Below are 25,679 nucleotides of genomic sequence, written 5' to 3'. Positions count from 1 at the left end.
GTTGCTGGCGATCAATCGCGTGAAACCCAAGGACTGTCGTCTCCAGTTGCAGCCGAGAGGGCCTGATCGAACCAAATCAGGCTCAGGTTTAAAATCACTCCACCGAGCAGCTATTAATATATTCGCTGTAGATTGGTGTCCTCGATCATACGCAAACAAGGGAAAGAGGGCCAAGGGAAAGAATGTGCGGAATTGCCGGCTGGATTGGGCGCAGGGTCGAGAAGCCACAAGATCGGGCCGCCGGGATGTCGAATGCCTTGCAGCATCGTGGTCCCGATGCCGAAGGCATCGAACTCCTGGACCTGAACACAGGCGAGGACCAGTTGGCATTGGTGCATCGCCGCCTGGCGATTATTGACTTAAACGCCGATTCAAATCAGCCGATGCAGACCGAGGACGGACGGCTCCGGATTATTTTCAACGGCGAAATATACAACTACATCGAGTTGCGTGAGGAGTTGATCGGTCTCGGCCACCGTTTTCGCACACGCTCCGACACGGAAGTGCTGCTCAGGGCTTATGACCAGTGGCGCCTGGCCATGTTCGACCGATTGAGCGGGATGTTCGCTTTTGCGCTGTGGGACGCTCAACGGCGCGAATTGATCCTCGCTCGCGACCCCTTTGGAAAAAAACCCCTTTACCTCATGCAAGGCAGAAATTTGCTGTCGTTTGCCTCGGAGATCAGCGCGTTGTTGTCTGCGCAGCCAGATGGCCAGCAGCTCGATCTGGATGGAGTGCGCGAGTATCTGACCTGGCGTTACGTGCCTGGACCGCGGACGCTTTTCAAACAGATCCGCAAGCTCAACCCGGGAAGCTACGCTGTGTGGTCGCAAGGGGAAGTAACGGAAACGCGCTACTATGCGCCCCCGGATCAGACCGATCTGACAGCGGATATCGATCCAGGAACCGCCAAGCGGCGATTTCTGGAATTGCTCGACCGTTCTGTCGAGATCAGGATGCGCAGTGATGCGCCGTTTGGCGCCTTTCTGTCCGGGGGCCTCGACTCGTCGGCAATCGTTGCCCTGATGACCAGGCACAGCGACAACCCCATTCGTACGTTTTCGGTCGGTTTCAGCGAACAGGCTTACAGCGAGCTTCCATTCGCCCGGCGCGTCGCCGATCATTTCAAGACCGATCATTGCGAAATCGTCATCCAGGCGGATGACCTGATGAATCATCTGCCCAAGATGGTCCGCCATCGGGGGGCACCTGTTTCACAAAGTACGGACATTCCAATTTACCTGATGTCGGTTCGAGCCTCGCAGGACGTCAAGATGGTGCTTACGGGCGAAGGTGCGGACGAGATTCTCGGCGGCTACCCCAAACATCGCGCAGAGTCTCTGGCGGGTGTCTACCGGTCACTTGTTCCAGCGTCGCTTCACAACAATCTCCTCGCCCCTTTGATGCGCGCATTGCCCGGCGCATCGGCCAAGTTCGATACATTTGCCCGAAGCGCGGGTGAACGGGACTTTGCCACCCGGATGATCTCCTGGTTTGGAGCCATGACGGCGCGGGAACGCGATTCGCTCCTCGGTGGGTTGGCCACTTGCGGCCATGACTGCAACGATTTCCCGTTCTCTTCGAGTGTGACGGAATCTCATCTGCGCCGTGTGTTGTTTTTTGATCAGACATCGTGGTTGCCCGACAACCTCTTGGAACGGGGCGACCGAGTGATGATGGCCGGTTCAATCGAGGGGCGAATGCCATTCCTTGATCGCGATCTGGTTTCCTTCGTCAGCCAACTGCCCGATCGTTACAGGCTGGGCTTCCTGCACAGCAAACAGATCCTGCGCGACTGCATGGCCGGCATGGTTCCCGACGAGGTCCTCAACCGCCCAAAGATCGGCTTCAAGGTGCCCGTCGCCGAATGGTTCCGCGGGCCGATGAGCGATTATGTACGGGACCATCTGTGTTCGTCCCATTCGGTCATCCGTAGCTATTTGAGCGCCAAGAAGCTGGACCAGATTGTCAGGGAGCACGCCGAGCGCGCCGCGGACCACGAAAAACTGATATGGGCGCTTTTGAACCTGGAGATATTCCACCGCGAATTCGCGCTTGGCCCGCCGCAGTGACGACAATGAAGGACAGCGTCAGCGCTTGACCGATCGCGCCTCGGACGCGACCGATCTCCAGACATCGCAGATCGCGTCGACAAACGGTGCAAGCTCAAGCCTTTCCCGGTGCACCGCCATGGCGGCGGCGCCAAGCCGCGCGCGCAGCGCCGTATCCTCGACCAGCCGAGTTAACGCCTCGGTCAACGCCGCCACATCGCCGGGCGGCACCAACAGACCGGATTGTTCGTGGGTGATGATGTCCTCGACCGCGCCAACCGGGGTGGCCACGACAGCCAGGCCGGCCGCCATGCCTTCGATCACCGACATTGGCAGATTTTCGGCGAACGAGGGGAGCACCAGAATATCGGCCGAAGCGATCAGTGATGCGACCTCGTCAGGTCCCACCCAGCCCGGAAAAGCAATACGGTCGGCAATCCCTAGAGCGACCGACCTCGCTCGTGCCGGCTCGACCTCACCATCGCCGGCGATCGTGGCACGCCAACCCCTGAGATGTTTCATCCGCTCCAGCGCCTCGCCCAACTGCGGCACGCCCTTTCGCTCGCCGATGCGGCCGAGGAACAGGATGTGCACGTGATCGCCTCCGCCGACATGCGCCAGGGAAGGAACTGCCGTGGCGTTGGGAACGATGATAATATTGCCGCCGTTCGCCGGTGCCCGGCTGGCGACGAAATCGCGCCAAAGCCCCCCCAGGACAATCACCCGGCCGGCATGCTCGAACAGAGCCCTGATACGGCGGCTCATGAAACTATGATCATCTTTCCAGAATGTCTGATACTGCGCCCCATGCAGATGAAGGACATATGGTATCGACAACAGCCTGGCGCAGGCGGCGATCATCATCTTGCGATAGGTGCTGCCGGAGACCGATATATTGATGTGAATGACGTCGGCGCGTCTGTCGAGGCGGGCCGCAAGCATCCGCGCGCAAAAACCAAGCATGTAGAAGATCGAAAGCCCGACATGTCCCGGGCCACGGCTGGAAAGAAAGCGCAGATCGATGTCGGCGATCTCTTGCCGTTCGAACTCCTGCTTCAGCGCCCCCATGATCCGGTCGATGCCGCCTTGTCCCGAAACGCCCGAGGGCGTTGCGACCAAGACATGTATTTTTCTATTGTGGGCGAGACGCTGCAACATGACACCATTTGGATTGCGGATGCCGGGTGACCCTAAAGCAAACGTTCCAAAAAAGGTTTACGACAAATCTTTTGGTTCAAACTGTATCCGTTCACCCTTTGCCGTCATCATGCTGGAATTCCCGTCGGTCAACGATTAATCGACGGCAAATTTTCCGGGAACAACCCTTTGCTGCTCCGTTCCACACTCATCTATGGCCCAGCTATTCTGCTGACGCGGGTTTCCGCTCTGCTCCTGCTGGTCGTCATGACGCGGCTGATCGACCAGACCGAGTATGGCCTGCTGACCCTGGTGGTCACCGTGGGCGAAATGACGGATGTTGCCGTTACCAACTGGCTGCGCATTGCCTTGCTGCGGCTTGGCGGAAAAGGCGACGTCAGCCGTGGCAGCCTGATGCTTGCCGGACAGGTATTGCTTGTCACCACGGTGCTGGCCCTGATCATATCCGTGATCGCCTCGGCGGTGATCGTGCCGGAGCGCTGGATCGAATTTGCAATCGCCGTCTGCAGCTATCTGATTGCCGGCTCCATCAGCCGGTTCGCGTTGACGGTGCTGCAAATGCAGCAGCGTCATTCCCTCTATTCGATGCTTGAATATCTGCGCGGCCTGCTGCAACTCGCCTTGCCGATCGCCGCCATCCTTATCTTCCAACGCTCGTTTCTGACGGTATCGCTCGGCTCGAGCCTCGCCGTGCTGATTGCCGGCATCGTGGCGTGCGTGGTGGCATCCGGGCGCGTTATTGGCGGCCCGCCGCGCTTCACCCACAAGGAGTTTTTTGCCCTCGGCGTGCCCCTCGTCATCATGGCGCTGGTCGGTTTCGGTCTCAACAGCGCTGAACGCGTCTTCCTCAAGCTCTACTACGATGCCGGCGCGGTGGCCGTCTTCGCAGCCGCCTACGCATTGGCTCGGCAGCCGATCGATATGGTCGCCAACGCAATCAACATGGGCGCATTTCCAGAAGTGGTCAGCCGCTTCGACGAAGAGGGATCCGAGGCGTCCGGGCGGTTGTTGTCGCAACTCATGGCCTTGATGATACGCCTTTGCCTGCCGGTCGCAGCAACGCTTATCGCGCTCAGCGGCGACATCACGCGACTCCTGCTGCCCGCGGAATATCATGGTCGCTTCGGTCTGCTGTTCCCGATCATCGCCTTCAGCGTTCTTTGTGCCAATCTCACAAGCTTCGTTTATGGCGTCGTGGTGCACGCACATAAGCGGCCGTGGTTGCTGATCATCGCCAATTCCTTCGGCTCGGTGGCAACGATTTCACTGTCTTTTCTGTTGATTCCCACCATGGCGGAGGTTGGCGCGGCGTTGGCGTTGGCGGGCGGATCGCTGGCAGGTCTTGCAGCCTGCATCGTCATCGCCGAGAGGCTCACGCCGGTGCCGGTTCCCTGGCGCGACATCGCTGTCTCGGCCATCATTTCTATCTGCACCGGACTGGCCGCCAGCCTTGCCAGCACTGCGCTGGGGAATATGCCGGCGATCTTTCCGCTCGCGGCGGGCGGTGTCGCCGGCGGTGCGGCTTTCCTGGGACTGACCTGGTTGTTTCACCCCGCGGCCGTGACGCAGTTCATCGGTAAGCTAAGGGCACGGCTCCGGATCGCATAAATCCCGCGCAATGAGGCATGCTTGTCTGAAAGTCGCGAGCCTACGGATTGACGTTTCGGCGTCCCCGGCGAGACCAGAACTCACGCCACAGCAGCAGTGCATAGGCGGTGTTGGTATCGTAGTAGCGGCGCCACAAGCGTCGCGGCTCCTGCGCCACGCGAAACAGCCACTCCAGGCCCGCCGCCTGAACCAGTTTCGGTGCCCGGGCGACCTTTCCACCATAGACGTCGAAGCTGCCGCCCACGCCCATGACGAAACTCGGAGCGAGTACGTCGCGATAGCGCTTGAGAAAGCGCTCCTTGCTCGGCGTCGGCATCGCCACAAACAGGCAGTCGGCACCTGAAGCGTTGATGGCCTCGACGATCGCGGCCTCTTCCTCCGCCTTGAAATACCCATTGCGCCGGCCGGCAATGGCCAGGCTCGGATGATCTCTGGCAAGTCGGCTTTCAACTGCGTCGAGAATGTGCTGTTCAGCGCCCAGAAGGTAGGGGCGATAGCCACGCTTGGCGCACAGCGCAAGCAGGTTGATCATGACGTCGACGCCGGTCACACGCTCCGGCAACTCGACGCCGCAGAGCCGCGCGCCCCAAAGCACGCCTTTGCCGTCGACATTGACCATATCCGCCCCGACGACATCCTCGCGCAGTTCGGCATTCTTGCGCATGTTCACAAGCTTGGCGACGTTCACGACAACATGATGAAGCGGCCGCCGCGTCGCCATCGCCTCGTCTGCGATGGCCAGCGTCTCGGCCATGGTCAGCGCATGGATGGTCGCACCGAGAAACTCGCGGCGGCGCGATGCCAATAGAGAGTGTTGCGCCCATGCCGGGTCATGCGAGTTCATGCCGCTTCTCCGGTGCGAGCGAGAGACTGCGAGCGTTCCATTTCGGATTTCTTGCCTTCGATGCGGGCGTCGGGCTTGCGCGCCTTGCGCCAGGTCCACAGGCCCCGTGTGTCGACGAGCTTCTTGTCCTTGAGCGCTTCGGGATCGATCAGATTGAATTGTCGATGGTCGACCAGCAGGACGACGATATCGGATTGGTCAATAGCGGAAAGTGCATCGGTGAACATGACGCCGCTGCCCTCGAGCTCGTGTGGCAACTGACGCGCATTGGGCTCGGCAGCGACGATCTTGATATTGGGAATCTTGGACAGAAGCTTAACAACCTCGACCGCCGGGCTCTCGCGCATATCGTCGATGTTGGGTTTGAAGCTGAGGCCAAGACAGGCGATCGTCTGCTTGCGGGTCGGGTCGAGCAATGCCTCGATGTCCCTGACCACCGACAAGGGTCGCTCGGAATTGATTCGCCGCGCCGAACTGATCAGCCGCGTATTGTTCGGTGCGGCGTCGATGATAAAATACGGATCGATCGCAATGCAGTGGCCGCCCACGCCCGGGCTCGGCTGCAGGATGTTCACGCGAGGATGCCGGTTGGCGAGATCGATTACCTCCCAGACATTGAGCGATAGATCCTGGCACACCGCCGCAAGCTCATTGGCGAAGGCGATATTGACATCGCGGAACGCATTTTCGGTCAGCTTAACCAGTTCCGCGCTTTCGGCCTGGGTTATGAACAGGTCGCCGGCGACGAAGCTTGAATAGAGTGCCGCTGTCCGCTCCGAAGACTTTCGGGACAGTCCGCCGATCGAGCGATCATTGTTGATCAGCTCGGTCAGCACCTTTCCCGGCAGCACGCGCTCGGGAGAGTAGGCGACCAGGACGTCAGCTTCCTCGCCATGCGCAACGGGAAATTTGAGATCGGGTCGCAGTTCCGCGAGCAGCGCTGTCATGACGCGCGTCGTGCCGACCGGCGATGTTGATTCCAGCACCACCAGGTCGTCCCGTTTTAGCACCGGAGCGATGCTTCGCGCTGCCGCAAGCACGTAGCTGACATCCGGCTTGCGGTCCGGGGTGATCGGAGTTGGAACGGCAATAATATAGGCATCGGCCGGCTGAGGCGTGCTGAATGCCTTGAGCTTGCCATTGGCGACGACTTTCTGGATCAAACCATCCAGGTCCGGTTCGATGATGTGGATTTCGCCGCGGTTGACCTTCGCGACCACCGCCTCATTGATATCGACACCGATGACTTCGAGTCCGCGGCTGGCAAAAATGGCGCAGGTCGGCAGGCCGATATAGCCCATGCCGATAACGGAAACGGTTTTGATTTCAGCCATGATTCAGCAATTCCTCAACGATCCGGGTCGCAGCTTGGCCATCGCCGTATGGGTTGTGCCTCTCCGCCATGCCGCGATAGACGCTCTCATCATCGAGCAGGCTATTGGCATTGGCCAGAATTTTTTCGATATCGGTACCGACCAGCCGGGCAGTACCAGCGGCGATCCCTTCGGGTCGCTCCGTGTTTTCCCGCATCACCAGCACCGGCTTGCCGAGTGAAGGCGCCTCTTCCTGCACGCCGCCGCTGTCGGTCAACACCAGGTAGCTCTGTTTCTGCAGGTACAGGAACGGCAAATAGTCCTGCGGGTCGATCAGGTGGATGTTCGGCACCGTCCCGATTTCGGCGTCGACCACGGAGCGCACATTCGGGTTGGGATGGACCGGGTAGATGATCTGCACATCCCTGCGCGCCGACAATGCCTTCAGCGCGGTGCAGATCCTCTGGATGCCGCCATCGAAATTCTCACGGCGATGACCGGTGACGAGGATCATTTTCTTGGTCGGATCGATGAAGGGGAAACGAGCGGCGAGGTTGGCGTTCATCAGCTTGTCGGCATCGATCTCGCTGGAGAAATGCAGCAGCGTGTCGATCACGGTATTGCCGGTTACGAAGATGGTGTTCGCAGCCTTTCCTTCGGCGATGAGATTGTCGCGCGCCTCGGTGGTCGGCGCAAAATGCCAAGTGGCGATGTTGCCGGCAATCTTGCGGTTCAGTTCCTCCGGAAAGGGAGAGTTGATGTTGTGGCTGCGCAATCCCGCCTCGATATGGGCAACCGGAATCCGCTTGTAGAAGGCAGCTAGAGCCGCGGTCATCGCGGTGGTTGTGTCGCCCTGGACGATGACGATGTCCGGCTTCGCCTTCTCCAGCACCCCCGCCATTCCGAGGAGCACGCGCGAGGTCACGTCGAACAACGTCTGACCTGGCTGCATGATGTTGAGATCGTAGTGCACCGGCAGGCCCGTCAATTCAATGACCTGATCGACCATCTCGCGATGCTGGCCCGTCACACATATTTCCGTGGTAAAGCCTGGATGGGCGAGCGCGGCGCGCGCCACCGGAAAACATTTGAGCGCCTCCGGCCTCGTGCCGAACACGATCAGCAGTTTTCGCCTTGAGGGCAATCTCGGATGTGAAACGGCGTTCATGGTTGACCCTGGTCACCGAAAGCGTGGGCGCCCGGCTGACATGTGCTTTCAGCCTAACAATAGCGCCCTGAACCGCCTTCGTATTCAAAAAAATTAACGTATGATTAACGCTAGAGTCCGCAGCCCCCCTTGGGCAACCCTTGCCAGGAACTGTGGGGAAAGATACCAGAGCAAGCCATTTTTTGCTTTAACGAGAATAACTTGGGTTGACTAATATTTTAATCATCGGCCACGCCGTCGGATCCCGGCGCTGGGAAAATGAGCTTTTTATGCGGTTGGATGCGGCAGGTTACGTGGTCTCGAGTTGCCACGCGCCGGCGGCGGCGCCAACCGCTCGGGGGCTGGACACTGTCTTGGCGATCGAGAGCCGGCGTTTCGGTCCCTCGCTGGCGGGCCGGTCCGAGCCGTTGCCGCCCATCGATCGCGGCCCTCCGGACCTCGTCATAGATCTCACTGCCAGCGCAACGGGGCAAGACGCGCCAGTCCTGAGGCTCGAATTTTGCGGTCGCAACAGCTTTCCAGCCGGCGTTGCCGCAATGTTGGCGAGCGGACAATTGCCTGAACTTGGCGCTCGCCTCGATGGCGTTGTCGTGGCCCAGGCTAGACCGATGCTGGCAGACAGGCTCTGGCTATCTCGAAGCTGCAACGACCTGCTCGCCGGCGCCATGTCGCTGATCATGCAAACCGTCGCCCGCTTCTTTGCGGGCAAGCTTGTGCCGGTAAGCGACAACCCGGTGCCGATCCTGAAGAACGACAGTTTTGTTCGACACTATGTGCCCTTTTTTGGCAGGGCTTTGATCGATCGCGCCGTGCAAAAAATCAGGCGGGGACGACGCCCCTTCTATTGGCAGGTTGCCTATCGGGTGATCGACGGACCAGGCATCGCCGAAACCGGGCAACTCGACGGCAAACCGTTCACAGTCCTGCCGGACGATGGCCAACGCTTCTATGCCGACCCGTTCGTCTTCGAGGCCGACCGCCGCCATCATCTGTTTGTCGAGGAATTCCCCTACGCGACGAGTCGCGGCGTGATTTCCGTCGCCGAGCTCGGTGACGATGGCACTTTCGGTGTTCCAAGGGTTGTATTGGAGGAAGCGCACCACCTGTCGTATCCGCAGGTGTTCGCACACGATGGCGAGATTTTCATGATCCCCGAAAGTGGTTCGGCTCGCGAACTTGTGCTCTATCGCGCCGCGCAGTTTCCCGACCGCTGGGTCCGCGACACGGTGCTGATGGCGGACAGGGATTTCAACGACGCGACGCTGCTCGAATCCGACGGTCGCTTCTGGCTGGTTGGAACGGAGCGGTTCGGCTACGGCAGCGCGTCGGACACGATGGCGGTCTATTGCGCGCCCTCGCTGCGCGGGCCATGGGTCGCCCATCCGCTCAATCCCATTGCCGTCGATCATTCGGCCACCCGGCCGGGCGGCGCCTTTATCCGCCAGGACGATGCCCTGGTGCTGCCGGTGCAGAACGGATCGAGGGCCTATGGCGGTGGTCTGGGGCTGATGCAGCTTGAGCGACTCGACGCGTCCGATGTCCGCTTCGCCTCGCCCCGGCCGATCGGCGCGGGTCCGGCATGGGCACGCACGGGCATTCATACGCTTAACCGCGCCGGCAATGTCGAGGTCGTGGACAGCGCGGGCTGACTGAAGCGCTGAAAGCCGTGACCGTCCCGTTGCTTGGCCTGCTTATTTGTTCTCCGTGGCAATATGAGGAAGCGGTGTGTTTCTCGTCTTCCTTTTGCCGTTCAGGGTCTGAAGAATCGGCTTCTCGATCATCTGGTAAATCACCAGACTGACGAGGCAGGCTGTCACGATGCTGACCACCGACACCAACAATACCGTTGTCGGATGCTCGTATCCGACGGTGCGTCTGGCCAGGTACGCCACAGCGCCGATCACGAAGATATGCGACAGATAAAGCGCGTAGGAAGCGTCGCCCAACTGCTCGAGAAGGCTCCAGTGCTTGAGTTTCGGCTCCAGAATGAGGCTGAGATGAAGTAGGCCCGCCGCCCACATTGCTTGTCCCGCGAAGCTGATCTGACCCAAGAGCGGCGTACCGTCATCGACGAATGAAAGCACCCCGCCCGCAGCGGTCATTACGCCGAATAACCAAGCATGGCGTATGTCGGAAGTGAAATCACCGTCCAAATAGCGCCGCCCTATCCACATACCGATGACGAATGCCACCGGAGAAGGGTTGAGATAGAACTGGATAACAGGGTTGGTGGGAGCCAGCCACAGCCCGGCTATCCACATCGCAATGAAAAAGACCGTCAGCACAAATACGCGCGAGGTCACGGACAGGAATGCGAACACCGCAAAAGCGATATAGAAAAATACCTCGTAATTGAGCGTCCAGCCGAGTGAGAGGATTGGACTGGCGCTATCCCGTCCAGGCGCTTCGTGAACAATGAAGAGGAGCGACTGAAGATAGTGGGGCCACGTAAAGACGGTCTTCTGGAAGAGACTTGGCGCGAGCGCCGCCAGAACCGCGGCGAGGCTGGTGAAAAGCCAGTAAAGGGGGATGATCCGGATTGCTCGGCGTTTCAGGAAGGTGGCAGCGGAAAACGGACCATCTCCCGTAATATGGACCATTATGAAACCGCTGATGACAAAGAACAGAACGACGCCCAGGCGGCCCGCCGTCACAATAATCAGATTGTCCACGCCAATCTGATAGGAAAAGGCGTGTGCGAACAGAACCAGCAAGGCGGCGCAGGCGCGAAGATACTGAATCGAATAGAACTTCTTCACCTTGATCTCCTGCGCTTTGCCGGTGCCTGATGCCATTGTGCCGTCCACAGGCAGCGCGTCGGGCGCCGTGCAAAGCATCGCCATCAATACGACCGGCCAATTAAGTGTGGGTTACCGAGTTCACGAATAGCGTAAATCCGGCTGCCGATGCATGTCGCGCAAGTGCATTGCGTGCATTCGTTCCCACGCGGCGCACTTTGGTGAGATTTCAATGAGCGGTGTCCGGCTTTTCGGCAAAGCTGACATGTGGCGACCCATGCCCGGCATCGCCACTGTTAAGATCGGGTTATCCATATTCCTTTACGTTCGTCCAGGAAAATGTACCCGGGGGCGCGTGCGTCCCCTGCCATCTCAATCGCAAGCCGCAACGCTGGTCGGATAATCGTGAGTGTCACCCCCACAGAGCAACAGTTCGTGACCGCGCAGGCCAGCCGCCAAGACGCCCTCACACTCCTGTTCTTTCTCCTCGCGGCCTTCGCTTTCCTGCTCCGCTCGACCATCTCTCCGCAGTTGATGAATATGGTGATGTCCTATTCGACGGAGGGGGGGTCGTTTCCCGAAAAGCTGCATATCGGGACCTATGCGATCTTTCTGCTGCTTGTCGTCATCGCCACGACCCGGCCAATTCGGCTCGAAGGCGATGAAGTCAGGCTGTTCAAGGCGACATTGTTATATTCGCTGCTGCTGTTGTGGCTGGTGCCTTATCTCTTCGTGATAGGCCGTGCCGGCTCGGCCGGCTTCATAATCGATTCCTATCTGGTCTCTTGTGCCGCGGCGATGATCATGCTTGCCCTGGGTGACCATGTGCGCAGGGCGCTTGGCAATGTTATCGTCGGCATGATCGTCCTCAGCGCCATCATCGGAACGATCGAGGCCGTCACCCAGCATCGATTCCTGCCCTATCCCCTCGTTGAGCTGGACTTTCGGCCGATCGGACTGTCGGCCCATCCGCTGGCGCTGGGCGCGCTTTGCACCACCGCCATAGGTTTCGTTGCATTGACGCGGTGGCGTATCTGGGTGTGCGCGCTTTGCATCTTCATTCTCTTCATCGGCACGGCCGCTTCGGGCGCGCGCACCGCCCTGCTGCTCGCTTGCGGCGAGATCCTGTTCCTGCTCGTGTTCCTGCCTTGGCCGGACTTGTCACCCAGACATCAACGCCAGGCCAAACTCCTGGTGCTGATGCTGACGCTGGCCGGTGGCGCCATAATGATTGCGATACTCTTTTCGGCGGGGCTGCTGAACCGCTTCAGCAACACGCTCTTTGATCAAAATTACGACGCGCGCGTCAAGATCTACGATGTATTCAAGTTTGTTGAATGGAGGGACATCCTGCTTGGCATGAATCCCAACGAGTTGTTGAAGATCGTCAACGAAAAGCTCAACCTCCCCTTCATCGAAAGCACGCCGGTCGTTCTTACGCTTTTGTTCGGCCTGCCGATCGCCCTGCTCTTCGCCTTTGCTTTCTTCCGGTTCCTTTTCAAGCTCCTGCGCAATACGCCTCGGGCCGCCCATATCGCAGCGGCCGCGTCCATTCTCGCGGCATTGTCAAACAATGCCCTTTCTTCGAAGGCGCCGGATATCATGCTGCTCGTCATCTTGTTGCTCGCTTATCGAAAGCCGGATGGGCGCCAAACCGGCACGCCCCTTCAAGGCCAACCAGCATCAACAGCGACATGACGCCAAGCCCGCTCCTTGCGGGTGCCCTCGCGACGACCTCTTGTATTTCCATTTGAAACGCCTGCACGCTTTGCCAGGCTACGACGGGCGTGGCAGAATACCGACCAAGGGTGGATAGATCGCTGTTCCGGAACGCGCCTGACACGCCTGGAAAATGAAATGTTAACGATGTTTCCGTAAAGCAGGCTGTGCGTATTGAATATTAAAGGGTTAGCATGATGTCCGCCGCTTCCGGTCCTCCTCCAGCCGCGGCCGCCGCCGGCATTAGCCCCTATGAACGGATCGAAAATGCGCGGCGCGCCAGCAGGCCAAAGCCGCAACAAACCGCGCCGATCATGGCACATGCGGCGGCACCCGCTGTAACGTCGGCCCCTGTAACGTCGGCCCCTGTAACGTCGGCCCCTGTGTCGCCTGCACCCGTGGCGCCGCCTGTAGCCGAGCCCGTCACGACGGTGACGCTCAACACGATCGGAACCTTTCTCGAACTCGATTTCGGGCGTCTGTTTGTCTGGCTGCGCGCCGGCCTCGCTCTGGTATGCCTGCTGGCAATAGCCGGCGGGATCATCGGCGGTGCCTACGCTCTGCTGAGCAAGCAGCGCTACACCGTGACCACGGACATCCTCATCAATCCCGCCAATCTTCAGGTTGTTCCGAATGATCTTTACCCGCAATCGGCCCAGGTCGATGGACAGCTGCTCAGCGCGCGCAGCAAAGAGCGCATCTTGACCTCGGGCAGCGTGCTTTCACGTGTTGTAGACGATCTTGACCTGGCCAGTGACCCGGAGTTCTTCGACGCGGACCGAAGCCGCACAGGGACGGACGGCGCCAAACCCGACCCAAAGCTTACCGCCCTGAAGAACCTGGCGGAACGGGTTAGCAGCATCGCGGATGAAAAGTCGTTTGTCACGACCTTGATGGTATCGGCGGAAACCCCCGCTAAGGCGATCCTGATTTCGCAGGATATCGTCAAGACTTTCCAGGAAGAGCTGGCCAGCGCCGAGGCTTCCGGCGCCAGCCGTGCCGCGGCCGCGCTGGACGGGCGGCTGGGCCAGCTCAAGAGCGATGTGCAGGCGGCCGAAGAGAAGGTCGAGGCCTATAGGCGCAGCCACAATCTGGCCACCAGCAATGGGCAGCTTGTTTCCTCGCAAACCATGACCCAGCTCAACGGCCAGATCGTGGAGACGCAATCGCGCGTCATCGCCGCGCAGGCAAGTTACGACGCCCTGCTTGCCGCCGGCGCAAACGGCACCAATTCCGGTCCCGCCACGTCGGAGGCGCTTGTGGCGCTGCGCGCAACGGCCAACGGCCTGCGCCAGCAGATCGATTCGCAGTCGATGACCTTTGGCCCCCGTCATCCGTCGATCGTCAGGCTTAAGACGGAGTACAACACGGTCAGCGCGCAACTCAGCGCCGAATACGCGCGCACCCTGCGCTTGGCGAAGGTCAATCTCGATGCCGCCAAAACCTCGTCGGCCTCCCTCAATGCCAAGATGAATGACTTGAAGGGCAACGTGTTCTCGGATAGCGATTCCGAGGTCGCCTTGCGTGAGCTTGAACGTGACGCCGCGTCGAAGACGGCTATCTATGAGAGCTTCCTGTCGCGGGCACGCCAGATAACCGAGCGCGAACAGATCGACAGCACCAATGTGCAGGTGATTTCCACCGCAGTGCCGCCAAAGGGCCGTTCATGGCCCCCGCGCACCGTCGTGATGATCGGCCTGGGGGCCATTGGCGGCATGATCCTCGGCATGTTGCTCGCCATTACCCTGGGTATCGTGCGCGACATGCGGCTTCCGCCGAACCGCCCGGATGTCATTGCCAGCCGCGCCTGAAATGGCGAAGCGGATTGTCTTTCACATTGCCAGCCTCAGGGGCGGTGGCGCCGAGCGTGTGTTCGTCCTGATGGCGAACGAACTGGCATCGCGCGGCCACAACGTCACGCTTTTTACCTGGAACGCGCAGGGGCCCAATGCCGCCCTGCTTTCGCCTGCCGTGCATCTGGTCGATTTCGGCCTCCTCATTCGCGGCGAGGGTTATGGCAAGTGGGCGACATTGAAAGGCATCGTGCGAAGCGCGGGCCTGCTTGGCCGCCTTTCTCCCGACGCGATCTACAGCGCCCCGGAATTCGCCAATCTGGTCGTGGCGCTGGCGCTTTCCCTCGCGCGAAGCAGGGCGCGGTTCTTCCCGAGTTTCCACGCCGCCGCCTCACTGCCTTCCGGCAGCCTTGGCGCGAAAATGGCGGTCTGGCTTTCGGCCCTGGTTGCGGCCCGCGCCACCAGGGCCATCGCGGTTTCTGAGGGTGTCGGCGGCGATCTTGTGGCCCGAGGCTTCCCGAAATCCAAGGTCGTGGTCATCAACAACCCGCTGCCGCCGGCTGCGGCATCCCAGCAACGCTCCTACGCCTGGCAGGCAGAGCTCGCGGCGATGGGCGACGGCCCCATCATCATCACCGCCGGACGCCTGGTGCCCGTTAAGGATCATTGGACGTTGCTGCGGGCCTTCGCTGTGCTGCGCGCCGGCCGCCGGGCTCGGCTTGTCATCTTCGGCGAGGGTCCGCTGGCCGACGAGCTGCGCGCCTATGCCGAAGAATCCGGTATCGGCGCAGACGTTCTGTTTGCGGGCTATGTCAATGATCCGGCGGCCTGCTACGCCGTAGCTGACTTGTTCGTCCTATCATCGACCAGCGAGGGCTTCGGCAATGTTCTGGTCGAGGCCATGGCAGCGGGGATTCCGGTGGTCTCCACGGACGCGCCGCACGGCCCGCGCGAAATACTTGATGACGGCCGCTTCGGCGCCCTGGTGCCGGTCGGCGATGCCGCGGCCCTGGCAGTGGCGATGGCCGGAATGCTCGACCAGCCGACAACCGCCGCGATCCTGAAAAGCAGGGCGGCGGATTTCGAAATTGAAAAGATCGGAGACCGGTACGAGGCGTTGCTCTGAATTAGCGCATGGATCGGCTTGCGGCGGCACAGGAATCCGCCATTGATGGGACAGGACGCCGCCAACATAGGCCGGTTACTCCCAATCCAATCATGATCTTTAACATCAATTTACCCGGAGTTGGTAACAACAGGGAACCCGCGTTTTATCCTCAGGATAGGGATTTTCCTTGCCGCAGCATCACAGCCTTCCTGCCGGCCGTGCAAACGATCGCAATTGGCCGCGATTGCACCGCTTCATGCGGGTTGAGCTGGAACTCGCGCCTGACGTCCTGGTGCCGCGAGCCGAAACGGAACTGCTTGGCCGGACGGCCGCGGCCATTCTTGGCGAACAGGCGCACGAAACGATCCTGATCGACATGTGCTGCGGCAGCGGCAATCTTGCCGTGGGCATCGTCAGCGAATGTCCTCGGGCTCGGGCATGGGCGGCGGACCTGACCGACAGCACGGTTTCGCTTGCCCGCCGCAATGTTGTGCGCCTCGCCCTGCAGGACAGGATCAAGGTCCGGCAAGGCGACCTATTTGCCGCGATCGAGGGTGACGGCCTCCGCGGCGCTGCCGACATGGTTGTGTGCAACCCGCCCTATATTTCCTCATCCCGTCTCGATAGCGAAAGCGCGCATCTGTTGGAGAACGAACCTCGGGAAGCTTTCGACGGCGGCCCTTACGGTATTTCGATCCTCCAAAGGCTGGTCCGGGATGCCGCAGCTTTCCTCAAGCCAGGCGGATGGCTGCTATTTGAGTTCGGCGAAGGTCAAGATCGGCAGATAGCAACCCTTTTATCGAGAACGAAATCCTACGAAACCCCAACCTTTGCCGTGACGGCCGACGGCCAGCCCCGTGTCGCCATGGCGCGCAAACATGGTGGCCGGGTTCCCGGAACCGGGAGCCCGGCGTGAGCGTCGTCCGCGCCCTCGATCAGGCCGACCTTGCGGCCGTCGCGGGCATGTTTCAACGCATGCTGCGCAAGAAGCGGGGGCCAGCGCCGGCCTCCCTCGTCGATTACATGAGGCGGTTTTATCTGGACGCACCCGACTGGGGCAGCGGGCTCCGTTCGCTTGTCCATGTCAATGACGCCGGCCAGGTTTCCGGGTTCGTCGGCGTTCATGCGCTGCCAATGAAATTCAACGGCCGGCAGCTCTACGCTGCCATCTGCAGCTCGCTGATGGTCGAGGATCACGAGACCGATCCGATGGCCGGTGCCCGCCTGTTGAAGGCCTTCCTCGATGGTCCGCAGGACATCTCCTTCAGCGAAACCGCCAATGATACGTCCGTGAAACTGTGGACGCGGCTTCGCGGCGTTGTGCTGCCGCAATACAGCCTTGACTGGGTTCGCGTGATGCGGCCGGCGACCTTCATGCTCAGCCTTTTTGCCAATCACATGAAGCTTGCCTGGATGTTCAACCCGCTCGCCCGGATCGTCGACCGGCTCTACCTTCGCAAAATGAAGGGCAGTCAACGACGCTGGACCGGCGTCGTCGCCAACGCATCGAGCCGGGGGGCATTTCGGGCCTCCGAGATCGACAGCGGCAGCTTTGCGGGGCTGCTGGAGCCGCTTTGCGCCCAATTTCCGCTACGTCCGCAGTGGGCGGAAGGTCAGCTCAACCATATTCTGGGCGATGCGGCGCAAAAGCCGGATTTCGGAGAGCTTGTCTACGTGTCGGTGGCATCGCCGAACGGCGCCAATGTCGGCGCTTTCGCCTATTACGCGCGACCGGACGGGATCGGCCGCGTGCTGCAGGTCCTCGCTCTTCCCGGCCAGGCCGGGCCGGTGATCGATTGCCTGGTCGAGCATGCCGCCCGGCGCGGTGTCTCCGGCTTGCGCGGCCGCGTCCAGCCCGCGCTTCTGGACGCCATGCTTGTAAGACGCATAGCCTTCATACCGGTCGCCTCGACCGTCGTGCATTCACGCGATCCCGAGCTTCTCGATGCCATGAAGAACGCGCAGGTCTTTCTGAACGGGCTTGCGGGCGAGCAGTGGAGCCAGTTGATCGGCGGCCGCTTCACCTGAAGCGTTCCGCCTACAGCAATTCCAGGAAAGGGTGCGCGGCTTTCCGTCCGGAATTGCGTAAAGACAAGAGCTTAGTATTTCTTTCATGCATGTCGTATCGCAAGACCGGATCACTTTTGCTCGATATGCATAGGTCAGGAGCCGACTTCGTCCACGCCGTCAACGAGCTGCGGGCGCAGGTGCAGATAGCGCGTTGCCTTTCGCTTGGCGGCGATGTCGGCCCAGACGCGTTCGATCTGTGAGGCGGTCAATCCCGCCGCTTGCCCTACCACCTCGGCGGACACGCCGTTGTTGAGGCCGTAGAGACACAGATCCATCCGATCGTAAGGCAGGGAGAAGTAGAATTCTTCCTGCGTCTGCGCCAGCGAGTAGGTGTCGGTGGTCGGCGGCCGGTTGCGGACCTCTTCCGGAATGCCGAGATAGGCGGCTAGCGCATAGACCTGCGTCTTGTAGAGATGCGCGATCGGCTTGACGTCGGCGGCGCCGTCGCCGTTCTTGACGAAGAACCCCTGGTCGTATTCCAGCCGGTTCGGTGTGCCGAGCACGGCGAAGTTCAGCCGGTCGGCATGATAATATTCGAGCTGCTTGCGGGTGCGCTGCTTCATGTTGGTGGCGGCAACGATGCCGAGATAGACAGCCACCGGCATCCGCAATTTCGTCTGCTTGCCTTGCGGGTCCTGCACCACCAGCGACGAGATGTTGTAGCCCTCGCCTTCGAGCACGTTCGCGATCACGATCTTCGAGGCCCAGCCCTTGCCATAGTCCGGGACCAATTCGCGGATGAAGGCGTCGCGGCGTTCATAGCAGCCCATTGCCCGCAGGGTCGGCCCGATATCCTCCACAACGGCCTCGACGCCGAAAGTGTCGGCGACCAGATGGCCGAGCCGCAGGCTTTCGGGGTCGGAATCGCTTTCCGGCATGAGGACGCACAGCACATTCTGGTGGCCGACGGCCCGCGCGGCCAATGCAGCCGAAACGCTGGAATCTACACCGCCCGAAAGACCGAGCACGAGTCCGCGCTTGCGAATGCCGCGCAACTGCTCGCGCAGGGCCGCCACGATCCTGTCCGTTTCGGCGGCGGGATCGATGGCCAGGGCTTGCGTGAAGGCCGGCGCATCCTGGGTTGAGCCGATGTTCATTGCTCGGCCTCCATCATCTCAGCCGCGAGCCGGCGGCTGACCTTGCCCGACTCCGTCTTCGGTAATTCGCTCCGGAACTCTATGATTTTGGGGACCATGAAATCCTCCAGGTGGCGCGCGCAGTGACGAATGATGTCCTTTCCGCCAAGCGCCGGATCGGACCGCACGACGAGCGCGCCAATCGCATGCCCCAGCACCGGATCCGGCACGCCGACGACCACCGCTTCCGCGATACCTGGATGGGCGTGGAGCACGGCCTCCACTTCCTTGGGGGCGACCTTCTCGCCACGCGTCTTGATGATGTCGTCCTTACGCCCGACAAAATAGAGAAAGCCGTCCTCGTCGGTCTGGAACAGGTCGCCCGTATAGAGCACCTTTTCCCAAGGGTTAGGCCCCGGCCGGAGCGCTCGTTCCGTCGCGGCCTTGTTGCGCCAATAGCCCTGCATCACGTGCGGACCGCGGATGACTAGCTCACCTGCCACGCCCGCCGGCACGCGTTGTCCAAGGTCGTCCACGACAAAGGCTTCCGTGTTGGGGATGGCTATGCCGACCGACCCTGGCCGGCGGTCAAGTTCCTCGGGTGGCAAATAGGTGCAGCGCTTGCATTCGGTCAGCCCATACATCGAATAGATCCGGACGCCGGGCAGCAGCGAGCGCAGGCGTTCTATGTGGGCTGGCGGCAAGGCGGCCGCGGTGTTGGAAATATAGCGGAGGCTGGGCAGGAAACCCGGCGCCAGATCACGCATCTGCAGGATCATCGCCGCCATGGTAGGCACCAGCGGAAGGCCGGTGACGCCCTCTTTGCGGATGCGTTCGAAGATCTCGTGCGGGAAGGCGAAGGACTTCTCGAGCACCAGCGTGGCCCCGAGCCTGACTGCCATCAGCAACTGGTAGAGGCCATAGTCGAAGGCAAGCGGGAGGACGTTCAGGATGATGTCGTCCGGCGCGTTGCGCAGATAGGTGGCGATCGACCCCGCGGCGGCGTCGCAATTGCGATGCGTCATCATCACACCCTTGGGGCGGCCGGTCGAACCTGACGTGTAGATCAGCATCGCAAGGTCGACGTCGATGCCGCGATGGTTTACCTCCGCGCCATCGAACGTCAGGCAGTCAGTCAGGGACGCGGCCCCTGCCGGGCATTGCCCGTCGGCCCCAGGGGTGGAAGCCACGAAGATGCCGGGCTTGCCTTGCGATGCGCAGGCTTCGGTGACCACGGGCATCAGCTTCGCCTGCGTCAGGACCGCCCTGGCGTCGCAATCGGCGATGACGTAACCGAGCTTGTCGGCCTTTGTGGAGGGGTTGATCGGACTGAAGGTCGCACCTGCCTTGAGTGCGGCAAAGATCGATACGGCGGCCTCCCAGCAATTGTCCATGAAGATCAGAACGCGGTCGTCGCGCCTGATCCCATTCATGAAGAGAGCGGTGGCCAGCCGGCTCGAAAGGTCGTCGAGTTCTTCGTAGCTCAGCCTTTTGCCCTTGGTGACCAATGCCGTCTTGGCCGGGTGGGCAGCAGCCTTCGCCACCAGAAAATGCTCGATCCGCACGGGACGTTCCTCGCCGTTGGCGCTTACGCTGCCAGCGTTTGTGCTCTCGCCTCGATGAAGGACGAGATGCGGTCAAGCGAGTCCAGGTTGGCCGGAACGATGTCGGCATCCACCATCGCGATGCCGAAATTGTCCTCGATGAAGGCCACCAGCTCAAGTACCGCAGTCGAGTCGATAATGTCGTTCTCGATCAGCGAGGCTGAATCCGACAGTTTGTAGGAGGTGTCGCCGAACAGGAAGTTGTCGACGATAAAGCTTCTGACCCTGTCCTTGATTGCCGTCATCATGTCTTTCCTTTTCCTCGCCGTCTCAGGCCGCTCTTGCCGCGCCGGCCGCTTGGCCGGCGAAATTCTTCTGCCACAGCTGCGTCGACAGAATGCCGACGAAGGCGGCGTTGTCGCGAAATCCGGTCGCGGTCTCAATGCGGCATTTCTCGTGGAGCTTGGCCACCGCCTTGGCGTTGAACAGGCCGCCGGCGGTAATGCTCGCCTCGCCCAGGCAGTCACGAACATAGTCTAGTTCCTCCGCCCCGACGAAGGAGCGGGCCTCCGGGGCGCGGTAAGGTTGCTTGGTGCGTTTACCGATCGCCGCCGGAAGGTGGTGCCTGGCCACCTTGCGCAATATGTGCTTCTCCATCAAGCCTTTCAGTTTCATCTCCGGCGGAAGTCTTGCCGCGAACTCTACCACGCGATGATCCAGGAAAGGAAACCGCCCTTCGATGCCGTGCGCCATGGCCATCCGATCGCCTTGGCTGGAGAGGATGTAGCCGGGCAGGAGGAAGCGGGTTTCGAGATATTGCGCCTGATGCAGCGGATGCCATAGGGAAAACGCCTCGGGTAGGCGGCTGGTCAGCTCTTCAGCTGCGTCATAACCCTTCAACGTCGCGCGCAGGTCGCCGGAAAAGAAGATTTTCGCCGCCGCCGTGGTCTTGAAGCGTGGCCGATGCGAGAACAGCGGATCGTCGAGGGCAGCGTTGCTGGTGCCGAAGAAGGCAGCCAGATACTCCACCGATTGCTGTTGCAGGCCCGGCAGATACGGGTAAAGCCGGCGGAACAGCTGCGGCCTTATGCGCGATGTGGGCTGCCGCCCGCAGAACCGGCGGACACGCGCCTCCTTGAAGACGTCGTAACCGGCGAAGACCTCGTCGGCGCCTTCACCCGTCAGCACCACCTTCAGGCCGGCCTGGCGAACCAGGGCGGACAATTTGTAGAGTGGCGCTGGCGCCGTGCGGATGATCGGCCGCTCGGCAAAGCGGATGACGTCAGGAAAGACGCTGGCGATATCGCGGGCGCCGCATTCTATGGCGTGGTGGCGCGTGCCGAGCGCCGAGGCCATTTCGGTCTGAAAGGCGCTTTCGTCATGCTCGGCGCTGTCGAAGGTTACGGAAAATGTCTCCAGTCTCCGAGGAGTCATGCCGGCGGCAAGCGCCGAAACGAGCGACGAATCGAGCCCTCCGGAAAGATAGGAACCGACCGGCACGTCGGCCCGCATGCGAAGCCTCACCGCATCGGTCAGAAGGGCTTGCAATTCCTCTGCCGCGTGGTCCTCGTTCGTGATCTTCGACGGCTCATCACGATGCGGATAGTCCAGGTGCCAGTACCGTCTGACCGTGACCTGCCCCTGCGTCGCGATCATCACACTTGCCGGTTCCAACTCGTGGATATTGCGGAACGCCGTGCGCGGAGCGATCGGCGCCCACAGCGTAAAGATCTGATCCAGCGCAATCGGATCAATTTCAGCGGAGACGCCCGGGACCTTCAACAGAGCTTTGATCTCCGAGGCAAAGTAAAGCACCCCGTCCTTACTTGTGTAGAAGAGCGGCCGGACACCCATCCGGTCTCGTGCAAGCACCATTCGTCGCTGCCGATTGTCCCATATCGCCAAGGCGAAATCACCGTTCAGGAGAGACAAGCAGTGTTCGCCCATCTCCTCATAGAGCTGAAGGATGACCTCTGTGTCGCTCGACGTCCGAAAGTGTCGGCCCTTGGCGATCAGCCCTTCGCGCAGTTCTATGTAGTTGAAAATCTCGCCGTTGAACGCAATCGTCAAATTGCCGGCCTCGTCGGACATCGGTTGCTGGCCGTCTCCGATGCCGATCACCGACAGCCGCGCATGCCCGAGCCCGGCATCGGGTGCTACGAATTTCCCTTGCTCATCCGGCCCACGATGGGCAATTGCGGCTACCATGTGCGTGAGCAAAGCTTCCGCATCCCGGATTGACCCGAAATAACCCCCGAATCCACACATCCCTTGAACTCATATTGAACGCTAAGGTACGGAACATAACCTCGATAGTGGCATCTGAGGTTAATCCGATAATTTCACCGAGCATGTGGTTAACAAGAAGTTTGCCACGATGTGGTCTCCCGTGGCTAGGACACGATGGCTCTCCATCACCTCGCGTTGCGTGTGTGGAAAACAATTTTGAGGCCGAGCCCTTCCAGGGCGTGCGGCCGTAATAGCCGGAACGATAGCCCAGGCGCTCCAACGTGGCGAACCGCCCTGGATACAAAGGACCGCGCGCAACGTGCTGCGATCTTGAGGCAAATTCAACCGCAGGCTGCCGGGCTGACTATTATTGCGGTAGGTTTTTCAACGGTTGCAATGGCTTAGCGTTTTCCGACACGCCCTAGGCGCGAACGGACCAGAGCGTTTCCAAAAAAGTGTGACACGGTTTTCTCTGCAGAAGCGCGCGGCGCTTCTCAAGCAATTTGCCTCGAAATCAAGAGATGACGGGGGTTTCAACGTGTCTGTGGAACGGTTGATCGCTCTAGGCCTTTTGTCCGGGTTGGCATGGCTGGACGCGGGCGGCTAAGGCTGGAAATGTGATTGCACGTCTTCGCTGCCGGGGGGCTGGCCGGAGGACGAGGAGGATGGCGCTGAATTTCGAATATATTGCCGGCCATCCGGCGCTGCACCGTCATGTCGAGGCGCAGTCGAAGGCGCTGCTGCATATCTATGAAACGAGCCCACGCTTGGCCGCCGTATTCGCCACGCAACAGCGCTGGCTGCTGGCTCACACCGGCCTAGCCCTGCATTTCGCCCGCGACCCGCGCGATCCCCGCACGGAACTGACACTGGCCCGCTTCATCGATGCAGTGCTTCACTATTCCGTCGCCAGCCGCAACACGGCTGAAGCCTTCATCAAGGAGATGCTGCACTATCACATCATCGAATACCTGCCGCACACCGGTGATGGACGAGCCCATCCCTTTCAGGTGACGGCAGCGACGCTGAAGGAATTCGATGGCTGGGTGGTTGCGCATCTGCGCACGCTCGACGGTCTCGACAGCGGCAACCGCCTCGCCGCGTTTCTCGAGCAGCACGGCATGATTGCCAGGCTGCAGCCGATGGTGGCGGAAGGCCTGCTCTCCTCCAACCCTGTGCGTGAGCCCAAGCAGACGTTTTCGCTGTTCATCTGGCTCAACAATGGCGGCATCGTCATGGATTGGCTGATGTCCGGCATCGATCCCGACAATGCCGCCCTCGACCGGATCCCGACCAGCGTGATTTCGATCGGCGAATTCGCCAGTTGGCTAAAACTCTCGCGCACCCATCTTGCGCGCAAATTGCGCGACGCCGAAAAGCTCGGCAGCGTCGGCTGGCTGGGCCGGCGCGGGCATTCCGTAATGTGGGTCTCGAACAACTTCTACCAGGAATACATGACCGTGCAGGCCGCCAAACTTGCCGTCATCGATGCCGCGTTCGAAGCCTGCCGACCGGCGTCGCCGCACGCTGGCTGAACGTTCGGCGCAGACGCTGTTGCGCAGCCGATCGTGCCGACCGCGAGGACCCGTCCGGGCGCATGGCCGAGGTGGCCTTTCCGCCGTCGGGATACGGACATCTGGACAGCGGGGGCGAAGCCTTAAAGCGGAACGATCCGCGCGAGCGGCAGCGATCCGCCCGACGGGTTCGGGTGGATCAACTGGTCAAAAGCCGGGCGCAGCATCTCAATCGATGTCGAATGACACGCCCTGCGCCAGCGGCAGCGCCTTGGAATAGTTCACCGTGTTGGTGGCGCGGCGCATATAGGCCTTCCAGGCATCGGAGCCGCTCTCGCGCCCGCCGCCGGTTTCCTTCTCGCCGCCGAACGCGCCGCCGATCTCGGCGCCCGACGTGCCGATGTTGACGTTGGCGATGCCGCAATCCGAACCATCGACGCCGAGGAAGCGCTCGGATTCCTGCAGGTCGCGGGTGAAGATCGACGACGACAGTCCGGCGCCGACCGCATTGTGCTCGTCGAGCACGGCATCGAAATCGGAATATTTCATCACGTAGAGGATCGGCGCGAAGGTTTCTTCGGTGACGGGAGCCACCTGCTTCGGCATTTCGACCAGCGCCGGATGCACGTAATAGGCATCGGGATGGCCATTCTCGACCCGCGAACCGCCGGTCAGCTTGCCACCGTGAGCGGTGGCTTCCTTGAGCGCCTTCTGCATGGCGTCGAAGGCCGCCTTGTCGATCAGCGGCCCGACGAGCGAAGACGTCTCCAGCGGATTGCCGACCGAGACGCTCTCATAGGCCTTCTTCAGCCGCGGCAGCAGCGCGTCATAGACGCTGTCATGCACGAACAGGCGCCGCAGCGTCGTGCAGCGCTGGCCGGCGGTGCCCATGGCGCCAAAGGCGATGGCGCGCAGCGCCATGTCGAGATCGGCGGTCGGGCAGACGATGCCGGCATTGTTGCCGCCGAGTTCGAGCACGGCGCGGGCAAAGCGCTTGGCCAGACGCGGGCCGACATCCCGGCCCATGCGGGTCGAGCCGGTGGCCGAAACCAGCGCCACCTTCGGGTGGTCGACCAGGATCTCGCCGACGGAGCGGTCGCCAATCAGCACCGGTGCCAGGCCCTGCGGCGCATCCGCGCCGAAGCGCTTGACCGCGCCGGCAAAAATCGCCTCGCAGGCGAGCGCCGTCAGCGGCGTCTTTTCCGAGGGCTTCCACACCACGGCATCGCCGCAGACCAGCGCCAGCGCCGCGTTCCACGACCACACCGCGACCGGGAAGTTGAAGGCCGAAATGACGCCGACGACGCCGAGCGGATGCCAGGTCTCCATCATGCGATGTCCCGGACGCTCGGTGGCGATGGTCAGACCGTAGAGCTGGCGGGAAAGGCCGACGGCGAAATCGCAGATGTCGATCATTTCCTGGACTTCGCCGAGGCCTTCCGACGGGATCTTGCCGACCTCGATCGACACCAGCCGGCCAAGCTCGGTTTTGTGCGCGCGCAACTCCTCGCCGAGCAGCCGCACCAGTTCGCCGCGCCGGGGACCCGGCACCATCCGCCAAACCTGGAACGCCGTGTGCGCGGCATCGATGGTCTTGGCCGCATCGGCCGGCGAAATCGTCTTCAGCGCCGCGATCTGTTCACCCGTCACCGGACTGCGCACGACGAGGTCGCCGCCGGTCAGCGCGTCCTTGGCCACACCCAGTTTCGCCAGAAGTTCTGCCGTTTCCTTCGCTATCGTCATTTT

Annotated in this window: 19 protein-coding genes; 9 read left to right on the top strand and 10 right to left on the bottom strand. The window is 61.1% G+C overall.

All coding sequences use genetic code 11. The features are described 5' to 3' along the window. Nucleotides 1–182: 182 nt before the first annotated feature. Nucleotides 183–2,072, top strand: coding sequence for an asparagine synthase (glutamine-hydrolyzing) (asnB, locus tag ACYG9R_RS17680; RefSeq protein WP_023703936.1), 1,890 nt, complete (start codon nucleotides 183–185; stop codon nucleotides 2,070–2,072). Between the two features lie 18 nt (nucleotides 2,073–2,090). Here the strand turns inward: asnB (ACYG9R_RS17680) and ACYG9R_RS17675 are convergent, their stop codons facing one another. Continuing rightward, entirely contained in the window at nucleotides 2,091–3,209 is a 1,119-nt protein-coding gene (locus ACYG9R_RS17675; RefSeq protein ID WP_031199189.1) for a glycosyltransferase, read from the bottom strand. A gap of 168 nt (nucleotides 3,210–3,377) precedes the next feature. Here ACYG9R_RS17675 and ACYG9R_RS17670 point away from each other — a divergent pair, with 168 nt between their 5' ends. After that, the gene (locus ACYG9R_RS17670) at nucleotides 3,378–4,817 is read left to right on the top strand and encodes a lipopolysaccharide biosynthesis protein (RefSeq protein ID WP_023823348.1); all 1,440 of its coding nucleotides are present in this window, start codon (nucleotides 3,378–3,380) and stop codon (nucleotides 4,815–4,817) included. 40 nt (nucleotides 4,818–4,857) lie between these two features. Here the strand turns inward: ACYG9R_RS17670 and ACYG9R_RS17665 are convergent, their stop codons facing one another. Genes ACYG9R_RS17665 through wecB form a run of 3 tightly spaced genes read right to left on the bottom strand, consistent with a single transcriptional unit; the run spans nucleotide 4,858 to nucleotide 8,142 of the window. Next, complete coding sequence (locus tag ACYG9R_RS17665) at nucleotides 4,858–5,661, bottom strand: WecB/TagA/CpsF family glycosyltransferase (protein ID WP_023725122.1); 804 nt, start codon at nucleotides 5,659–5,661, stop codon at nucleotides 4,858–4,860. Further along, complete coding sequence (gene wecC / locus ACYG9R_RS17660) at nucleotides 5,658–6,995, bottom strand: UDP-N-acetyl-D-mannosamine dehydrogenase (RefSeq protein WP_023820697.1); 1,338 nt, start codon at nucleotides 6,993–6,995, stop codon at nucleotides 5,658–5,660. Before wecC ends, ACYG9R_RS17665 begins: the two co-directional genes overlap by 4 nt. Continuing rightward, entirely contained in the window at nucleotides 6,988–8,142 is a 1,155-nt protein-coding gene (gene wecB, locus ACYG9R_RS17655; protein WP_023823347.1) for a non-hydrolyzing UDP-N-acetylglucosamine 2-epimerase, read from the bottom strand. The genes wecC and wecB overlap by 8 nt, the downstream gene beginning before the upstream one ends. Nucleotides 8,143–8,876: 734 nt before the next feature. Between wecB and ACYG9R_RS17650 the strand changes: the two genes are divergently transcribed. After that, nucleotides 8,877–9,791, top strand: coding sequence for a glucosamine inositolphosphorylceramide transferase family protein (locus ACYG9R_RS17650; RefSeq protein WP_245260025.1), 915 nt, complete (start codon nucleotides 8,877–8,879; stop codon nucleotides 9,789–9,791). Between the two features lie 42 nt (nucleotides 9,792–9,833). Here the strand turns inward: ACYG9R_RS17650 and ACYG9R_RS17645 are convergent, their stop codons facing one another. Beyond that, a complete protein-coding gene (locus ACYG9R_RS17645) occupies nucleotides 9,834–10,937 on the bottom strand; it encodes an acyltransferase family protein (RefSeq protein WP_196813572.1) in 1,104 nt (367 codons plus the stop codon). Between the two features lie 378 nt (nucleotides 10,938–11,315). On the opposite strand from ACYG9R_RS17645, the gene ACYG9R_RS17640 reads away from it, so the two are divergent. The 5 genes from ACYG9R_RS17640 to ACYG9R_RS17620 all read left to right on the top strand — a co-directional run bounded on the left by ACYG9R_RS17640 (nucleotide 11,316) and on the right by ACYG9R_RS17620 (nucleotide 17,528). Then, nucleotides 11,316–12,578: a VpsF family polysaccharide biosynthesis protein gene (locus ACYG9R_RS17640; RefSeq protein WP_023754981.1), complete on the top strand. Its 1,263-nt coding sequence runs from the start codon at nucleotides 11,316–11,318 to the stop codon at nucleotides 12,576–12,578. A gap of 218 nt (nucleotides 12,579–12,796) precedes the next feature. After that, nucleotides 12,797–14,410, top strand: coding sequence for a GumC family protein (locus ACYG9R_RS17635; protein ID WP_031199181.1), 1,614 nt, complete (start codon nucleotides 12,797–12,799; stop codon nucleotides 14,408–14,410). Further along, nucleotides 14,388–15,518 (top strand): glycosyltransferase, encoded by a 1,131-nt coding sequence (locus ACYG9R_RS17630; protein WP_348528128.1) that lies wholly within the window; start codon nucleotides 14,388–14,390, stop codon nucleotides 15,516–15,518. The genes ACYG9R_RS17635 and ACYG9R_RS17630 overlap by 23 nt, the downstream gene beginning before the upstream one ends. 169 nt (nucleotides 15,519–15,687) lie before the next feature. Further along, a complete protein-coding gene (locus ACYG9R_RS17625; protein WP_023671791.1) occupies nucleotides 15,688–16,416 on the top strand; it encodes a N5-glutamine methyltransferase family protein in 729 nt (242 codons plus the stop codon). Further along, on the top strand, nucleotides 16,413–17,528 hold the full coding sequence (locus ACYG9R_RS17620) for a hypothetical protein (protein WP_023671790.1): 1,116 nt from the start codon (nucleotides 16,413–16,415) through the stop codon (nucleotides 17,526–17,528). The genes ACYG9R_RS17625 and ACYG9R_RS17620 overlap by 4 nt, the downstream gene beginning before the upstream one ends. Nucleotides 17,529–17,662: 134 nt before the next feature. Here ACYG9R_RS17620 and nadE read toward each other — a convergent pair whose 3' ends face one another. The 4 genes from nadE to asnB (ACYG9R_RS17600) are packed head-to-tail and all read right to left on the bottom strand — an operon-like array spanning nucleotide 17,663 to nucleotide 22,458. Next, nucleotides 17,663–18,667, bottom strand: a complete 1,005-nt coding sequence (gene nadE, locus ACYG9R_RS17615) for an NAD(+) synthase (protein WP_023751291.1) — start codon at nucleotides 18,665–18,667, stop codon at nucleotides 17,663–17,665. Next, nucleotides 18,664–20,211 carry a class I adenylate-forming enzyme family protein gene (locus ACYG9R_RS17610; protein WP_023683447.1) on the bottom strand — a complete coding sequence of 516 codons (1,548 nt, stop codon included), beginning with the start codon at nucleotides 20,209–20,211 and terminating at the stop codon, nucleotides 18,664–18,666. Before ACYG9R_RS17610 ends, nadE begins: the two co-directional genes overlap by 4 nt. A gap of 23 nt (nucleotides 20,212–20,234) precedes the next feature. Next, nucleotides 20,235–20,498, bottom strand: a complete 264-nt coding sequence (locus tag ACYG9R_RS17605) for an acyl carrier protein (RefSeq protein ID WP_023671787.1) — start codon at nucleotides 20,496–20,498, stop codon at nucleotides 20,235–20,237. A gap of 22 nt (nucleotides 20,499–20,520) precedes the next feature. Further along, on the bottom strand, nucleotides 20,521–22,458 hold the full coding sequence (asnB, locus tag ACYG9R_RS17600) for an asparagine synthase (glutamine-hydrolyzing) (protein ID WP_023725130.1): 1,938 nt from the start codon (nucleotides 22,456–22,458) through the stop codon (nucleotides 20,521–20,523). Nucleotides 22,459–23,084: 626 nt separating this feature from the next. On the opposite strand from asnB (ACYG9R_RS17600), the gene ACYG9R_RS17595 reads away from it, so the two are divergent. Next, a complete protein-coding gene (locus tag ACYG9R_RS17595; protein ID WP_023823343.1) occupies nucleotides 23,085–23,954 on the top strand; it encodes a hypothetical protein in 870 nt (289 codons plus the stop codon). Between the two features lie 207 nt (nucleotides 23,955–24,161). Here the strand turns inward: ACYG9R_RS17595 and amaB are convergent, their stop codons facing one another. Further along, nucleotides 24,162–25,676: an L-piperidine-6-carboxylate dehydrogenase gene (amaB, locus tag ACYG9R_RS17590; protein WP_023823342.1), complete on the bottom strand. Its 1,515-nt coding sequence runs from the start codon at nucleotides 25,674–25,676 to the stop codon at nucleotides 24,162–24,164. Nucleotides 25,677–25,679 lie beyond the last annotated feature (3 nt).

It is taken from the genome of Mesorhizobium sp. RSR565B (genome assembly GCF_054719465.1).
Note: the sequence above shows the minus strand (reverse complement) of the source record. Positions and strands in the feature narration are given on the sequence as shown.

What these genes read in the sequence shown, in the direction of transcription:
- asnB (WP_023703936.1), top strand. Translation starts at nt 183, where the DNA reads ATGTGCGGAATTGCCGGCTGGATTGGGCGCAGGGTCGAGAAGCCACAA.
- asnB (WP_023725130.1), bottom strand. Translation starts at nt 22,458, where the DNA reads ATGTGTGGATTCGGGGGTTATTTCGGGTCAATCCGGGATGCGGAAGCT.
- ACYG9R_RS17635 (WP_031199181.1), top strand. Translation starts at nt 12,797, where the DNA reads ATGTCCGCCGCTTCCGGTCCTCCTCCAGCCGCGGCCGCCGCCGGCATT.
- wecB (WP_023823347.1), bottom strand. Translation starts at nt 8,142, where the DNA reads ATGAACGCCGTTTCACATCCGAGATTGCCCTCAAGGCGAAAACTGCTG.
- wecC (WP_023820697.1), bottom strand. Translation starts at nt 6,995, where the DNA reads ATGGCTGAAATCAAAACCGTTTCCGTTATCGGCATGGGCTATATCGGC.
- ACYG9R_RS17665 (WP_023725122.1), bottom strand. Translation starts at nt 5,661, where the DNA reads ATGAACTCGCATGACCCGGCATGGGCGCAACACTCTCTATTGGCATCG.
- ACYG9R_RS17645 (WP_196813572.1), bottom strand. Translation starts at nt 10,937, where the DNA reads ATGGCATCAGGCACCGGCAAAGCGCAGGAGATCAAGGTGAAGAAGTTC.
- ACYG9R_RS17675 (WP_031199189.1), bottom strand. Translation starts at nt 3,209, where the DNA reads ATGTTGCAGCGTCTCGCCCACAATAGAAAAATACATGTCTTGGTCGCA.
- nadE (WP_023751291.1), bottom strand. Translation starts at nt 18,667, where the DNA reads ATGAACATCGGCTCAACCCAGGATGCGCCGGCCTTCACGCAAGCCCTG.
- ACYG9R_RS17605 (WP_023671787.1), bottom strand. Translation starts at nt 20,498, where the DNA reads ATGATGACGGCAATCAAGGACAGGGTCAGAAGCTTTATCGTCGACAAC.
- ACYG9R_RS17630 (WP_348528128.1), top strand. Translation starts at nt 14,388, where the DNA reads ATGTCATTGCCAGCCGCGCCTGAAATGGCGAAGCGGATTGTCTTTCAC.
- ACYG9R_RS17595 (WP_023823343.1), top strand. Translation starts at nt 23,085, where the DNA reads ATGGCGCTGAATTTCGAATATATTGCCGGCCATCCGGCGCTGCACCGT.
- amaB (WP_023823342.1), bottom strand. Translation starts at nt 25,676, where the DNA reads ATGACGATAGCGAAGGAAACGGCAGAACTTCTGGCGAAACTGGGTGTG.